Source organism: uncultured Campylobacter sp., from assembly GCF_937959485.1.
Lineage (GTDB): Bacteria > Campylobacterota > Campylobacteria > Campylobacterales > Campylobacteraceae > Campylobacter_B.
On record NZ_CALGPY010000004.1, the window covers coordinates 149,069 to 163,332 of the forward strand.

Genomic DNA, 14,264 nt, shown 5'->3' on the forward strand with positions numbered 1-14,264 from the left:
TTTATCCTTTGCTGGGATCTACCCTATAGCAGCCGAGCTCCGCCCCTTTAGCGTCCATTACGTGCACGGCGCAGGCGATACAAGGATCGAATGAATGGATACGGCGGATGATCTCTAGCGGTTTAGAAAGATCGGCAAGCTTAAGTCCGATCAAGCAGGATTCGTAAGCGCCCATAGCGCCGTCTTTATCCTTCGGCGTGGCGTTCCAAGTAGACGGCACGACCGCCTGCCAGTTTTTGATGACGCCTTTTTCGATCCTGCACCAGTGGCTAAGTGCGCCGCGCGGCACGTGACCGATATAGCGACCTTTGTACTCTTTTGAGTTATCGATTACATATTTTGCGCAGGTTTCGGTATCGCCGCTTTTGATGTTTGCGATCAAATTTTCTAGCGCAATCAGTCCGTTGTCGGCTACGACTTTAGCCTCAATCATACGGCACGCCGTTCGTCCAAGCGTCGAAAATACCGCCTCAAGCGGCAAGCCGGCGTCTTTTAGGAATTGATCCACGACTTTTACTACGCGCTCGTTTTTCTTAGCGTAATTTACCACGATATTTGCAAGCGGTCCTACCTGAAGCGGTTTGCCGTCGTATCGCGGAGCCTTGATCCAGGTGTATTTGCCCTGGGTGTCGAGCACCTTCGTATGCGCTTCTTTGCCGTGCGCGTCGATGCTCTGTTCGTCCTTAAGGCCCGTATAATTCGGCTCCTGCTCGCCGTCGTAAGGATGAAGCGCCGCATCATTTTTATACCACGCATGCGTTGCCTCCTCGGTGATCTTGTTCTCATCCAGCTCCAAAACCTTACTAATATCGCCGTCAAGGATCATGCCACTTTGAAATAGCCATTCGTTTTTTGAAAGCTGAAATTCTTGGTGAGTCCATAAATTTGCCACGCCGATATCGTTTAGCACGCTAGGCTCATTGCCGTAAGCCTTCGCAGCCATTACGAGATCAGGATAGTAGGCGCGATTTACGAAGTCCGCGACCTCTTTAAATTTAGACATATATTCGCCCAGTCTTGCAGGGCTTAGGATGTCCATTACGCAGGTGACGCCGCCTACGGTGAGGCTTTGCGGATGAGGCTGTTTCGCACCGAATATCGCCATCATCTGAGCCGCCGTGCGCTGAATGCGCAAACACTCAAGATAGTGCGAAAGAGCGATTAAATTTTGCTCCGGGCTAAGCTTATATGTTGGGTGGCCGAAGTAGGCGTTGGCAAAAGGCCCTAAAGCGCCCTTTTTAACGAAAGCGCCCACGCGATCTTGTACCTCTTTTAGTTTATCGGCACCGCACGCATAAGGGGTATCGCAGTATTTAAACGCCTCCTCGCTCGCCTTTTTAGAATCGGCGCTAAGAGCGCTTACGACATCCACGAAATCAAGCCCGTGGAGTTGATAAAAATGCACCGGGTGATCGTGTAAAAATAGCGCGTTAGCCATCAGCGTGCGCGTCAGCAAGGCATTTAGCGGCGGAGTGATGCCGAGGGCATTTTCTACCGCGACGATGCCCGCTTTGTAGTGCGAGAAGGTGCAGACGCCGCAAATTCTTTGCATAAAAAATCCCGCGTCGCGCGGATCTCTGTTTTTTACTATAGTCTCAAGCCCGCGCCATAAAGTGGAGCTACTATAAGCCTCGCGGACGACGTTTTCATCATCCACTACGACCTCTATTCTTAAATGTCCCTCAATTCTGGTTATCGGATCTATTACGATTCTTTGCGACATGATTATTCCCCTTTATCTTTCTTAAATGACGCAATCGCCGCGTGTGCCGCTACCGCAACACCCGTGATCGCTAAAATTCCGACACCTATCTTATCAGCGGTAGCATCAGCGCCGAGCCCGCCGAAAACACTTTCATAAAGGCGATCCGCCAAAGGCTCCTCAAAAGGTCCCATATGATCCCAAAAATCAGGCTCCGAGCAGCCTATGCAGCCGTGACCCGCCTGTACCGGCCAGCTAGTGTGGGAGTTGAAACGCTCGCGCGAGCAGTTGTTAAACGTATAAGGACCCTTGCAGCCTACTTTATAAAGGCAGTATCCGTCCTTCGCGCCCGCATCGCCGAAGCTTTCTACAAACTCGCCCGCGTCGAAATGTCCGCGGCGCTCGCACAGATCATGTATTCGCAGCCCGTAAGCCCATTTAGGCCTGTTATAAACGTCCAAGCTCGGAAGCGTGCCGAAAAGGATAAAATTTAGCACGTTGCCGACGATATTTTTTTCGCTAGGCGGACAGCCCGGGACGTTGATGACGGGTTTGTTTATGATTTTGTCCAAACCTACGGCGCCGGTCGGATTCGGAGCCGCGGCTTGGATGCCGCCGAAGCTCGAACAGGTGCCGATCGCAAATATTGCCGCAGCGCCTTCGGCCGCGTGTTTGCAGTGCTGAGCTCCGCTTTTGCCCTCAGGACCCACGGTTAGGAAAAATTCATTCTCGCCGCTTGGAATTCCGCCTTCGACCATTAAGATATAGCGCCCCTTGTATTTTTCGATCGCGCCCTCTAAATTTTCCTCAGCTTGCCAGCCTGCGGCAGCCATTATCGTCTCATGGTATTCGAGGCTGATGTAGTCGAATATGAGGCTGTCGATGCTAGGCGTCTCGGTGCGTAGCAAGCTCTCGCTACAGCCCGTGCACTCCGCCATATGAAGCCAGATCACTGGCAAGCGATCCGCAAGTTCTGCAGCTCGCGCCACGCTCGGTGCAAATGCGGCCGGAAGCCCAAGCATCGCGGTCATCGCCCCGCTCCATTTCATAAAATCGCGACGCGAAAAACCTTTGCTCTTAAGCCTTTCTTGTATGCTTTCCTCCGCTTTTATTTGCGGCAAACGCTCAACGGCATCAAGTCTAGCCGAAATTTGAGCTAAATCAACCATAATGTCCTCCTGAAATTTAGGATATTTTTAAATGGCATTCTATCGAAATTTAGAATTCATGCACCTTAAATTTCGTTAGATTTAATTAAAATTTTATATTTATTCATCGTCTAGCAGGTTTTAAATTTAAAAATAAAAGACAGATAGAAATTTAGCGCGGCGGACGAAACGTTAAATTACGGCGGAGAAAGCATTAAATTTTATGAAGCATTAAAATTTACGAAGCAGTGAAATTTTATCTAAGAATTTTATAACGGCGAAAAGTATTTTAGGATAAAGCAGGCGTAGGTTGGATGATTTTGTGCGATACTAGCAGGCGCACTGTTTGTGCGCCGCGGCGAAGTATTTTTGCAAAATCATCCGTTAAATCTTTAGAAAATTTCCAAAGATCAGCTTACCAGTCTCGTTGCATCTTGGATATTGATATTTAGTCCAAGCTGCTCGTTGCTTAGCCCAAGAGCAAGGCCTACCAGCTGAGATAGGTGGATGATCGGCTTTCTTGCCTTTGAGTTCATCGCTTCTTGGTATCGCTCCTGATAGATATCTAGCTGCATCTGACATAGCGGACAAGGGGTAACTACGACGTCCGCTCCATGCTCGGCAGCGTCATTTACGATCTCGCTTGACATTTTAGATACCGATTTTACCGCAGGATAGCTAGCGTGAAAGCCGCAGCAATCAAGGCGTTTTTCAAAAGGCACTATCTGAGCGCCAAGTGCGCTAACTACCGCTTCAAAGCTTTTTGGATTGGTCGAGCTTTCTTTCTTAAGCTCGCGCTCCGGTCTTAATGAGTGGCAGCCGTAAAATAGCGCTACTTTTAAATTTGTTAGCGGTCTTACGACTTTAGCTTTTAACGTGTCTAAGCTTTGATATAGCACCCAAAGCAGGCTCGTTATCTCGGTACTTCCCTGATACTGCATACCGCCCTCTTTTAAAAAGGTATTGATATAGCTTTTAGCACCCTTATCCAAGGTTAGCTTTGCTTTAGTTAGAGTTAGCATACAGGTGGAGCAGGTAGTTAGCAGAGGCATATTCATACCCTCGGCTAGCGCGATATTTCTGGCATTGGCTACTAGGCTCGCCATAGGATCGACGCATTGAGCTTGGCTAGCCCCGCAGCAGCTCCAGCCTTTTATCTCATGAAGTTTAATACCCAGCACCGGAGCGATCGCTTCAAGTGAAATTTTAGATTCCTTTGCGGCTTGACTTAAAACGCAACCCGGGAAAAATGCAAATTCGTTATTCATCCTCTCCTCCTTATTCTATCTCGCCGCTAGCCTGAGCCTTGCGTGCGGCCTCTATCATCTTAACGAGCTGCGCATGACCCTCGATCTCCTCTTCGCCGAAAGCATGAAGCGGATTCATCTTGCCCGCAGCCATTAAATTTGCCGCTACGTCCATCTTGCCCATATTTGCAAATACGCCTTCGCTTCTTAAGGCAAGCTTGATCTCGTTTAATCTTCCGCTTCCCTCTACGATGTCTAGTAGGAACGCCTCGGCATGTCCCGGACCGCTTCCTACGGTTAAGCCTTTTTTCATCGCTAGAGCGCGAAGTGCGGTGATATCGCTTTGAGCGCTTATGCCTTTAGGGCAGCGATCGGCACACTCTTGGCAGTGCACGCATAGCCATAATCCGTTTAGTACCGCAGGCTTTAGATGAGGCATAGCGTCCCTGCTTCTTGAATCAAACGCGGCGCGGTTAGCATGCGTGAAAACAAAAGGTTGCATATAATCGCTTGCATCGGCTCCAAGCTTATTGCATTCGCTAGCGCAGCAGCCGCAAAGTATACAATCCCACTGCTTTTTGACGCGCTCCATCTGCTCGGGGCTTTGCTTACAGCCCTTATCGGCGCTAAATTCTTTCTTAGGCGTAATGGTCGGTTTGATCTTTCTTAAATTCTCGATACTAGGCTCCCAGTCCACCACCAGATCCGAAATCACTCGGAAATTATTTAGCGGCGAGATCGTAAAGCTATCAGGATTTTCATACTCCGCAAGCAAAGCCTCCATCTTGGTATCGCAGGCGAGATATGAGTGTCCGTTTACCCTCACGGCACAGGCTCCGCATATCGCCATACGACACGCTGCGGTAAAATTTAAAGTGATGTCTAAATTTTGCTTAATAAATTGCAAAACTCCAAGCAGGGTCTTTCCTTTGATCTGCTCCAAACTAAGCTCATAGGCTTGCTGATAATTTTTGCTTCCGTCGAAGCGGTCTATGATAAATTTCATTGAGGTTTCCTTCCGTCAAGAGAGAATTCCGTAACGACGACCTCTTTGTAGCCCAAGTTTAGCTCGCCCGCGTCGTTCATCGTCACGATACTGTGCTTTAAGAAATTTTTATCGTCGCGCTTCGGATAGTCTTCGCGAGTGTGAGCGCCGCGGCTTTCAAGCCTCTTTTGCGCAGCCAAACACGCACAGCGCGCAAGCAGGATTAAATTTCCAAGCTCGACGTAGTCGGTAAATGCGGTATTCATAACCGGATTTACATCCGCGACGCGTAGCTCGTCGTAGCGCGCTCTGATACTCTCTAAATTTTGCGAAAGCAGATCGAGCTTCTCGCCGGTTCTAAAGATGCCCATATTATCCCAAAGCTGCGCGCCTAGCTCTTCGCGCAACTCATACATCTCGTTTGCCTTGCCCGAGCCGTTTGCGATCTGCTTAAATTTAGCCTGCCATTTTTGCGCGAGCTCGCTCGCTCTTTTACCCGAGCCGAATCCCTCCTGCTTCGCGGCATAATCCGCTGCGCCGAGTCCTGCGAGCTTACCCGTTACGACGGCGTCGGTTAAAGAATTTCCGCCCAAGCGGTTTGCGCCGTGAATCGAGATACAAGACGCCTCGCCCGCAGTGTAAAGCCCCGAAATTTTAGTGCTCATATCGTCAAATTTAGACACTTCAATGCCGCCCATCGAGTAGTGAGCGGTAGGACGAATCGGAATCGGCTGTTCGATTAGATCAATACCCTCAAACAAAATGGCGGTGTGTCTGATCTTAGGAAGGGCTTTTAAAATTTTATCTTTTCCGAGATGTCTTACGTCAAGTAGCACGTATGCGCCTAGCCCCTCGCCGTATCCCCTGCCCTCGCGGATCTCGGTTTCGATCGCGCGAGCTACGACATCGCGCGGCGCAAGCTCCATCTTTTCGTGGTAATTTTTCATAAAGCGCTCGCCTTTGTTATTGAGCAGATATCCGCCCTCGCCGCGCGCAGCTTCGGTAATGAGCGCGCCGCCGCTTTTGATACCGGTCGGATGAAACTGCACCATCTCCGGATCGCTAAATCCAAGACCTGCGCGAAGCGCCGCCGCGATGCCGTCGCCGGTAGCGATATAAGGCACCGAGGTGCGGTTGTAAAACATCCTCGTATATCCGCCCGTAGCGATTACCAAGGCTTTGCAAAGCACCGGATAAAAATCGCCGGTTTGGATATTTCGAAGCACGACGCCCTCGCATTCACCCTCAGGCGCGCTGATCTCAAGCAGCTCGTGATCGATTAAAAATTTCACGCCGTTGCTGACCGCATCGTCAAAACAGGCGTGCATCAAGATATGACCCGTCTTATCCGCGGAGTAGTTGCATCGTTTTTTAGACGCGCCGCCCATAAATCGCTGTGCTACGCCGCCCGGGACGCCGCTTTCTTTGCCATCCACGCCGCCGCTAGCGTTTCTGGAAAACAGCGTGCCGATGTAATCCATCTCGGCAATCGTAGGACCCGCAAGCTCACAAAATTTAATCGCGGCGTCCTGATCTACGAGATATGCGCCGCCCTTTACGGTGTCGTAGGCGTGGAGTTTATACGAATCGCCGCCACTGAAACTCGTAACGCCGTTGATACCGCCTTCCGCCATACAGGTGGCGTTGCGCGAAGGCATCATCTTCGTAGCTACGACTACGCTGAGATTTGGATTACTCTTTCTTACCGCTACGGCTGCACGCAGACCCGCGCCTCCCGAGCCGATAACGAGTACATCCACACTAGGAAGGCCGCCTTCGTTGCCGCCGTCTGTGCTTTTACTCTTGTCGGTATCCACACAGCCGCTAAGGCTAAGCGCGCCGACGCTGATACAGGCCGATTTCAAAAAATCGCGTCTGTTGAAATTTGATTCGCTCATTTTCCTCTCCATTTGAGAAATTCTTAGCTTAAGTTTAAAGTTCTAAACTAAAAACGTAATTTTAGTTTCATTTTTAACATAAGTCAAATATTATTTAGTGTATCATTTCATAAGAATTAAATTATCAATTGGAGAGGCTAAATGAATTTGCATCGCATGGAGCTAGTATTAAAAGTAGCAGAATTCCGTAGCTTTACTAAGGCTGCCGAGGCACTTAAAATCCCGCAGCCGTCGCTATCACAGAGCATTTTATCACTGGAACGTGAGCTTGGAGCGCAGCTTTTTAACCGCACGAGCAATCCCATTTCGCTTACGCGCGCGGGAAAAATTTACGCTAGTAAAGCAAAAGTCATTTTTGACGCCATAAACGACCTAAAAAGCGATATCTCTGAAATAAGCGGCGTAAAAAATGATAAAATTCGCATCGGCTTTTCGCAAAACGGCTATAATCTGCTACCGTCGCTACTGCCGATGTTTTGCAAGAAATTTAAGGATTCGGATCTGCAAATTACGCAATTTTCTTCTGCGCTTAGCATTCGTGAAATGCTACTTCGGGGCGATCTTGATGTCGGTATGCTGATACTGCCCATCGATATGAGCGGGCTTGATGGGGTTAAAATTCTAACGCAAAAAACCTATGTCGCTCTAAGCTCCACCCATCCGCTCTCGCTTGAGTTTAAAAACGAATCTGTTCCCAAAATTAACATTTCGCGCTTAAAAGAGGAAAGATTCATCCTGCCTAATCAAAGCCTAAGAAGCGCCGAGCAGATAGATGCGTTCTTTACCGCCGCAGGCTTTGCGCCGAAAGTGCTATGCCGTACGGAGACCTTTGATATCGCCAATGCTATCGTCGCAAGCGGCGCAGGAGCGTGCTTTAGCATACCGCAGATGATAAAAGAAGATAAGGCAAGCAGGATAAAGCTCTTTGACGTAGGCGCGCGCGAGCTCGATAATACGCTGATAATCGCCTATAAAAAAGGCAAACGTCTAAACCATCTAGCGCAGGCATTTATCAAAACTGCACGTAAAATTTCTAATGAAATTTAAAATTCATAGCTCGCAACGATAAATGAGAGATTGAGTTTTTGCAGCACTTTGCCTCTACATTAGCTTTTGCATAAAAATTTTTAGAGTAGATTTCGTTCAAGTTTAGGTAAAATTTCAAACTAAGCTTAAATTAGAATTTTGCCAATAGAATTTTTTATTGCTGAAATTTCACTCACAATTTACGACGGAATTTAGCGCGAAATTCTAATTTTTGACTTCGCTTAAAATATCCAAATCTTTGTTATACACCTTGGTATCTACTTCAAAAATTCCAAGCAGCGTGTGAAAAAGATTATCGTGCGAAAAAGCGTCATCCTTATGCGATTTAAGTACGCTCAGATCGTATCTTTCGCGCATTTTTCCCTCACCTAGCCAAACAATAGCGCCGATATGCTTTTGCGCCTCGGGAGCAAAAAGATAGGGCATACCGTGCAGATAAACGCCGCCCTCGCCGAGGCTCTCGCCGTGATCGCTCATATAGATCATCGCCGTTTCGTACGTCTTAGAATATGGTTTTAAAAATTCTACAACCTTGCTTAAAAAATAATCCGTGTATAAAATCGCGTTATCGTAGGCATTTGAAATTTCTTGCTGCGAGCAGTTCTCAAGCTCGTTATCGCGGCAAACGGGGCTAAATTTTTCAAATTCTTTCTTATAGCGCTTAAAATACGCAGGCCCGTGATTGCCCATCTGATGCAGCACGATTAATACATCTTTGCCCGCGTTTTCGGCGATAAATTTATCAAGCCCTGCAAGCATCCCCTCGTCCCTGCACTCTACGTCGCAGATCGGATTATTTTGCGGAATTTTAAAATCCTGATATTTCACGCGCAGCGCCACACCTTTGGAATCGGAATTGTTATCGCGCCACAAAATCGCCATGTCATCAGCGCGGTTTAGTATGTCTAATACGTTTTGCTCCTCCGTAGCCTTTTCGACGCTAAATTCCTCGCGATTTAGCAACGAAAACATGCACGGCACGCTTTGCGCCGTCGAAGTGCCGCAAGAATGGGTATTACTTAGGCTTACGACGCCCTGCTCTTTGGCTAGTAGCGGATTAGTATCTCGCTCGTAGCCGTTTAGCGAAAATCTATCCGCTCTCGCCGCTTCGCCCACGACTACGACGACGAGCTTTTTTGAGCTTGTAGAATTTTCATCGATATGCGCGTCCGTAGCGATTTGCATCAGAGGCTGCGAGCCTTGATTTTTAGATTTTGCGGCAAATTTAACGCCGCTGTAGATCCAATATCCGGGATTTGCGTAGCTGCGTAAAATTTTATGCTCTCTGAAAAACGACGCGTAGTATTTGCTAAATCCAAAAAGCAACGCCGCGATGATTATTATGCAAATGCCCGCTGTTTTGAGTTTGGCTAAAATTTCAAATTTAAGCGGACGGTATCTAACGCGCAAGTGAGCGATCAGCACGCAGGGCAAGACGCCCAGCACCAGCACGTAAATCGCTAGTCTCGGGCTAAAAAGATCCGCCGACTCGGCAAAGTTCGTCTGGGCTGCGTTACGGATCATCTCCGAATCGATTACGACGTTATAGCTATCCATGAAATACGCCGTAAACGACGAAATAAAAAAGCATATCATCAAAATCGGCTTGGTTGTATAACGCGAGCTAAAAATCGTAAAAAATAGTGTCAAAAAAGCGATCAAAGCCGCCATGTCACAGACAAGATAGATAAAATTTAGCCCCGAGATTCCGTAGGCATTTATGATATTTTTAAAAAACGAGAAGTTAAAAAACGCCACAAAAGCAAGCGAGCTTAGAAAAATAAGCTTCTGCTGCGACGGATTTTTAAAAAAGCTAGGCACGAAGCGTTCCTTGAGATAAAATTTCAAGTTGAAATTTTACGGCGTTTTGGTAAATACTCGGAAATTCCGCGCTTCGTATCTCACAAATCGCAGCAAAATTTTTGTGAAATTTTAAAATTCCGCGCGTATTCATCTTAGCTTCATCTTGGAATTTTAAAATTGCGCCATCCAAAATAAAATTTGGAAATAAAATTAAAAGGATTAAAGATGAAAAATCTTAATTTAGGCGCACTCGCCGCTACATTCGCCCTTGCGGGTGCATTAAACGCAGGAAGTTTTAGCGAAAAAGACGCTAAAGTTTCATTCGATCAAGCGATAGGGATCGCGCAACAAAACTTTGGTGACACAACTATAAAAAGCGTAGAAATCGACGATGAGCACGGAAGGCTCATCTATGAGATCGAGTCGTATAAAGAAGGTAGCGAAAGCGAGATCAAAATCGACGCTCAAAGCGGCGAAATTTTAAAGACTCAAACGCAAAAGAAGCTAAAGCCTAGTAAAATTGATTATTCGCAGGTCAAAATCAGTGCCGCAGACGCTCGCGCCAAAGCACTTAGCGCAAACGCCGGCTGGGATTTTCGCGAGGTTGATTTAAAAAGTAACGGCGGTAAGCCTGCATACGAAGTCAAACTGCGCCAAGGCATGAGCAAAAAAGAGGTGCTAATCGACGCCGCTACGGGCGAGCAGATCTTGCAGCGTCAAAAATAAGCAAAGGCGTGAGATGAAAAATCAAAGCTTAAAGAGCGGAGTGGACAACTCCGCCAAAACTAGCGAGGCTTTGGACGCTAGGGATTTTAGCATAAACGAAAACGCTGACTATGGCGCCCAAAATGTAGACGCGGCTAAAAATTTAGATGAAAATGCGCAGGATTTTTCGGCAAATTTAGCGAGCGAAACAAGCGAGCGGAAACCCACGTCCTGCGAGCAAAATTCTAAAGATTTTTCTAGCGTGGAATGTCGCGAAAACCGAAAGAATTCTTGGGAAGCGAAAGATTATAAGGACGAGCGGAATTCTTCGCAGACGCATGACTTATCAAGTGCGCAAAATTTCGCTAGTGAGCAAAATTTCGCCGATACGCAAAATTTTTCTGATACAAGTAATTTCGCAAGCGCGCGAGATTCTGCCAGTGCAGCAAGCTGCGCGGAGGTTTGTAATTCTTTCAAGCCGGTGCTTTGTAGCCGCTGCAAACGCGAAATCGCTAAGCAAAATTTCAAGCTTGGCTGCGTAGGATTTGGGCTTTTTGCGTTAAATATCACAGCAGGTGCGCTAAATTTTTTAGGGCGATTAGGAAGCGTAGCGGATAAAAAGGCAAGCGAGATTAGAGCTAGGCAAAAGGCGCCTGCAAATTAGTGCAACTCCCTAACGCTACTGAAATTTAACGGTGCTTAAAAGCGAGCGGGTTTACACATCCAAGGCGCCGCAAAATTTATGCGTTTTTGGCTAAAATGGCGGATTAGAATTAGCAAAATTTTAAAGGAACGCTTTGAAAATTTTACTTGTCGAGGATGAAAAAGATCTAAATCAAATCATCGCAAAATGTCTGAAAAAGGACGGCTACTACAGCGTAGATTGCGCCTTTTGCGGTAAGGAAGCGCTAGAGTTTTTGGATGTCGCAAAATATGACGCTATCGTGCTTGATGCGATGATGCCCGTGATGGACGGCTTTGAGTTTTTGAAGGCGGCGCGGGCGCGCGGACTGGGAACGCCGGTTTTATTTTTAACTGCGCGGGACGCCAAAGAAGATATCATCGCAGGGCTTGATCTGGGCGCAGACGATTATATGGTTAAGCCCTTTGATTTTCGTGAGCTTTTGGCGCGACTTCGCGCAATTATTAGGCGCAAAAACGCTACTGCGGATAACGAAATTATCATAAGGCAAGTGCGCCTAAATCTAAGCAAAAAATCGGTCGTCTGCGCGGGCGAGGTAGTGGAGCTAACGGGTAAGGAATATAGAATTTTAGAGCTTTTGATGCTAAATCGCGGTGCGATTTTAAGCCGCGAACAAATCGGCGAGAGCATTTGGGATTTTAGCGGCGAAGCAAGCTCAAATGTTATCGATGTTTTAATCAAAAATATCCGCAAAAAGCTAGGCGAGCACGGCGATATAATAGAAACGAAGCGAGGGCTTGGCTATGTCGTGGCAAAATAGCAAGATTTGGATTAAAATTTCGGCGATTACGAAGCAGATTTTTGCCGCTATGGCGCTTTTTATATTAAAATTCGTGCGAAATTTTAAACAGAATTTTACGCATAATTTTGCGTGTTTAAAGAAAAGCCGCAAGAAAAATCCCACGCAAAATATCGAGTTAAACCGGGCTCTAAATTCTACTCAAAGCCAGGCGTCAAATTTTAAACGGAATTCCACACAAAATCTGGCAGCAAATTCCACGCCAAATTTTTCTGCTACAAGCGCAACGCCTGATCTAGCGCAAAATTCTAATAGCGTCCTCGCGCAAAGTCAAGGACAAAATTTCTCGGCTAAAATCGCGATAAGAAATTTTACTCAAGCCTTATCTAGAATATTTGCAACCGCTAAGGAGAATTTTAGCTCACGCGCGCTACCTATCAGCCTACGCGTGACGCTTTATTACAGCGTATTTATTTTGGCGCTTGCAGGCGCTATTATCGGCATTTGCGGCTATATTTTAGACGAAGTATCAGGAAGCTCCGTCAGCCAAAAAAAGCTTGCCCATCTAGTGCAAAAAGCCGCGCGCGAGGGAAAATTTAAAAGCTTTGATGACGGTGTATTTTTCTACGAACATGACGGACAAAGCGGCGTGATCGCGGGGTTTGTGCCTAAAGGCTTCGATCCTGCGTTGCCGCTCTCGCGTCAAGGCGCGCGCGAGGTGGAGCTTGATGACGACGAGTTTTTCTATTACGACGCGCAGATCAAAGGGCGCAGTGCATGGATACGCGGCGTCATCGCAGTTAGCGAGTTTGAGCTTGCGATGAAGCGCGTGATGCTGATCGCTCTTATCCTATCGCCGCTATTTGTGGTGCTCGTCATCTACGGCGGCTACGCGATCATAAAAAGAGCGTTTAAGCCCGTGCGCACTATGTCGCGTACAGCTAGCGAGATCGGAGCTAGCGGCGATTTTACGCGACGAATAGAACTACCGCGAGGCAAGGATGAGCTAAGCACGCTCGCAGCTACGTTTAATGAAATGCTAGCATCACTGCAAAGCGCGTTTGAGCGCGAGCGGCAGCTAAGCGCCGACCTTTCGCATGAGCTGCGTACGCCCGCTGCCGTCATACTGGCTCAAAGCGACTACGCCATTGCCTACGAGCAAGACGCGAGTGAGGCAAAGGAGAGTTTCGCGGTCATCAACAATCAAGCGCGTAAAATTTCGGCGCTAATAGAGCAGATTTTAGAGCTTGCCCGATTGCAGCGCGGCGTGTGTTTGGCACCCGTAAGCTTAAGTAAAATCGCAAGCGAGTGCGCGCAAGACTTTCAACTTTTGTGCGCACAAAAAGGGCTAAGCTTTAGCTCACAGATAGCCGAGGGCGTGCACGTAAACGGTGATGAGTTGCTTTTGATCAGGCTGATTAACAATCTTTTAAGCAATGCTTTAAAATTTACGCGCAGCAGCGTCGTTTTAGAGCTTTGCGTCAGTGCAGACGCGTGCGAACTTAGCATAAGCGACGACGGAGAGGGCATCGAGCCTGCCTTGCAAAATAAAATTTGGGACAAGCTCTATCAAATCGAGCGTTCCAGAAATCGCGAGCAAAATAACGGCGCAGGGCTCGGGCTAGCCATCGCCTCACAAATCGCAAAGATCCATGGCACGCAGATTTTACTACGTAGCGAAGTAGGACGCGGAAGCAAATTTAGCGTAAAGTTTAAGAAGGTTTAGGCGGTTTTGTGGGCTTGGTGGCGTAAAGAAATGCTGGGCGGCGAAATTCTTAAAAATTTTATCGCCTATTGTTGCTTAAAATTTAACGACTATAGCCGTATATAGGGGTGATGGTGTAATTTTAAAATTAGGCCGGCGTCGCCAATAATATCGGATGATTTTTGTGATAGTCGTGCGCTTTTAAATTTAAATGGGCCAAATTAAATGGGCCAAATTTTAAAATTTAGTTTTACCGCGAAATTCCGCGGCAAATTAATAAGGCAAGGCGCAGCATTTTGCTCTTGGGCGAAGTGATAAGGCAAGCGCTTTAGAGCTTAAGTAGGCCGGCGCGGGTAATTTAAGAATTTTGAGATATGCGGCAAAATAAGCCTTCGCTGAAATTTCACGGCGCAGTATTACAGGATAAACCTTTGCTAAAATTCTAAGACGCCACATTAGGCTCTAGAGGATTTGAATTTAGGAGTATCTAACGACCAAGTAAAATTGAAATACGGAGCAAAAAAGACGGACTGAGATTTAAGGCCGCCTACATAAGCGAAATTTTGTCTTTTTGCCCACCTC

The 14,264-nt window shown here is 47.2% G+C and carries 11 protein-coding genes; 5 read left to right on the forward strand and 6 right to left on the reverse strand.

The annotated features are described in order from the left end of the window. Position 1: 1 nt before the first annotated feature. From Q0380_RS01420 to sdhA, 5 genes are all read right to left on the reverse strand, one after another. The gene (locus Q0380_RS01420; protein WP_298959249.1) at positions 2-1,723 is read right to left on the reverse strand and encodes a nickel-dependent hydrogenase large subunit; all 1,722 of its coding nucleotides are present in this window, start codon (positions 1,721-1,723) and stop codon (positions 2-4) included. Between the two features lie 2 nt (positions 1,724-1,725). Further along, positions 1,726-2,871: a hydrogenase small subunit gene (locus Q0380_RS01425; RefSeq protein ID WP_298959251.1), complete on the reverse strand. Its 1,146-nt coding sequence runs from the start codon at positions 2,869-2,871 to the stop codon at positions 1,726-1,728. A 389-nt stretch (positions 2,872-3,260) separates the two neighbouring features. After that, positions 3,261-4,118, reverse strand: coding sequence for an 8-methylmenaquinol:fumarate reductase membrane anchor subunit (sdhE, locus tag Q0380_RS01430; RefSeq protein ID WP_297896025.1), 858 nt, complete (start codon positions 4,116-4,118; stop codon positions 3,261-3,263). A gap of 10 nt (positions 4,119-4,128) precedes the next feature. Next, complete coding sequence (gene sdhB, locus Q0380_RS01435; protein WP_298959255.1) at positions 4,129-5,103, reverse strand: 8-methylmenaquinol:fumarate reductase iron-sulfur subunit; 975 nt, start codon at positions 5,101-5,103, stop codon at positions 4,129-4,131. Next, complete coding sequence (gene sdhA / locus Q0380_RS01440; protein WP_298959257.1) at positions 5,100-6,980, reverse strand: 8-methylmenaquinol:fumarate reductase flavoprotein subunit; 1,881 nt, start codon at positions 6,978-6,980, stop codon at positions 5,100-5,102. Before sdhA ends, sdhB begins: the two co-directional genes overlap by 4 nt. Positions 6,981-7,136: 156 nt before the next feature. Here sdhA and Q0380_RS01445 point away from each other — a divergent pair, with 156 nt between their 5' ends. Further along, positions 7,137-8,027 (forward strand): LysR family transcriptional regulator, encoded by an 891-nt coding sequence (locus Q0380_RS01445; protein WP_298959260.1) that lies wholly within the window; start codon positions 7,137-7,139, stop codon positions 8,025-8,027. A gap of 204 nt (positions 8,028-8,231) precedes the next feature. On the opposite strand, the gene Q0380_RS01450 is transcribed toward Q0380_RS01445, so the two are convergent. Continuing rightward, positions 8,232-9,848, reverse strand: a complete 1,617-nt coding sequence (locus tag Q0380_RS01450) for a phosphoethanolamine--lipid A transferase (RefSeq protein ID WP_298959263.1) — start codon at positions 9,846-9,848, stop codon at positions 8,232-8,234. Positions 9,849-10,055: 207 nt separating this feature from the next. Between Q0380_RS01450 and Q0380_RS01455 the strand changes: the two genes are divergently transcribed. From Q0380_RS01455 to Q0380_RS01470, 4 genes are all read left to right on the forward strand, one after another. After that, complete coding sequence (locus Q0380_RS01455; RefSeq protein WP_298959265.1) at positions 10,056-10,556, forward strand: PepSY domain-containing protein; 501 nt, start codon at positions 10,056-10,058, stop codon at positions 10,554-10,556. A gap of 13 nt (positions 10,557-10,569) precedes the next feature. Then, the gene (locus Q0380_RS01460) at positions 10,570-11,199 is read left to right on the forward strand and encodes a hypothetical protein (RefSeq protein ID WP_298959267.1); all 630 of its coding nucleotides are present in this window, start codon (positions 10,570-10,572) and stop codon (positions 11,197-11,199) included. Between the two features lie 133 nt (positions 11,200-11,332). Beyond that, on the forward strand, positions 11,333-11,998 hold the full coding sequence (locus tag Q0380_RS01465; RefSeq protein WP_298959270.1) for a response regulator transcription factor: 666 nt from the start codon (positions 11,333-11,335) through the stop codon (positions 11,996-11,998). Next, the gene (locus Q0380_RS01470) at positions 11,982-13,703 is read left to right on the forward strand and encodes a HAMP domain-containing sensor histidine kinase (protein WP_298959273.1); all 1,722 of its coding nucleotides are present in this window, start codon (positions 11,982-11,984) and stop codon (positions 13,701-13,703) included. Before Q0380_RS01465 ends, Q0380_RS01470 begins: the two co-directional genes overlap by 17 nt. The last annotated feature ends 561 nt before the right edge of the window (positions 13,704-14,264 follow it).

Coding starts and splice junctions, on each gene's coding strand:
- Q0380_RS01420 (WP_298959249.1), bottom strand. CDS start 1,723: ATGTCGCAAAGAATCGTAATAGATCCGATAACCAGAATTGAGGGACAT.
- Q0380_RS01425 (WP_298959251.1), bottom strand. CDS start 2,871: ATGGTTGATTTAGCTCAAATTTCGGCTAGACTTGATGCCGTTGAGCGT.
- sdhE (WP_297896025.1), bottom strand. CDS start 4,118: ATGAATAACGAATTTGCATTTTTCCCGGGTTGCGTTTTAAGTCAAGCC.
- sdhB (WP_298959255.1), bottom strand. CDS start 5,103: ATGAAATTTATCATAGACCGCTTCGACGGAAGCAAAAATTATCAGCAA.
- sdhA (WP_298959257.1), bottom strand. CDS start 6,980: ATGAGCGAATCAAATTTCAACAGACGCGATTTTTTGAAATCGGCCTGT.
- Q0380_RS01445 (WP_298959260.1), top strand. CDS start 7,137: ATGGAGCTAGTATTAAAAGTAGCAGAATTCCGTAGCTTTACTAAGGCT.
- Q0380_RS01455 (WP_298959265.1), top strand. CDS start 10,056: ATGAAAAATCTTAATTTAGGCGCACTCGCCGCTACATTCGCCCTTGCG.
- Q0380_RS01460 (WP_298959267.1), top strand. CDS start 10,570: ATGAAAAATCAAAGCTTAAAGAGCGGAGTGGACAACTCCGCCAAAACT.
- Q0380_RS01470 (WP_298959273.1), top strand. CDS start 11,982: ATGTCGTGGCAAAATAGCAAGATTTGGATTAAAATTTCGGCGATTACG.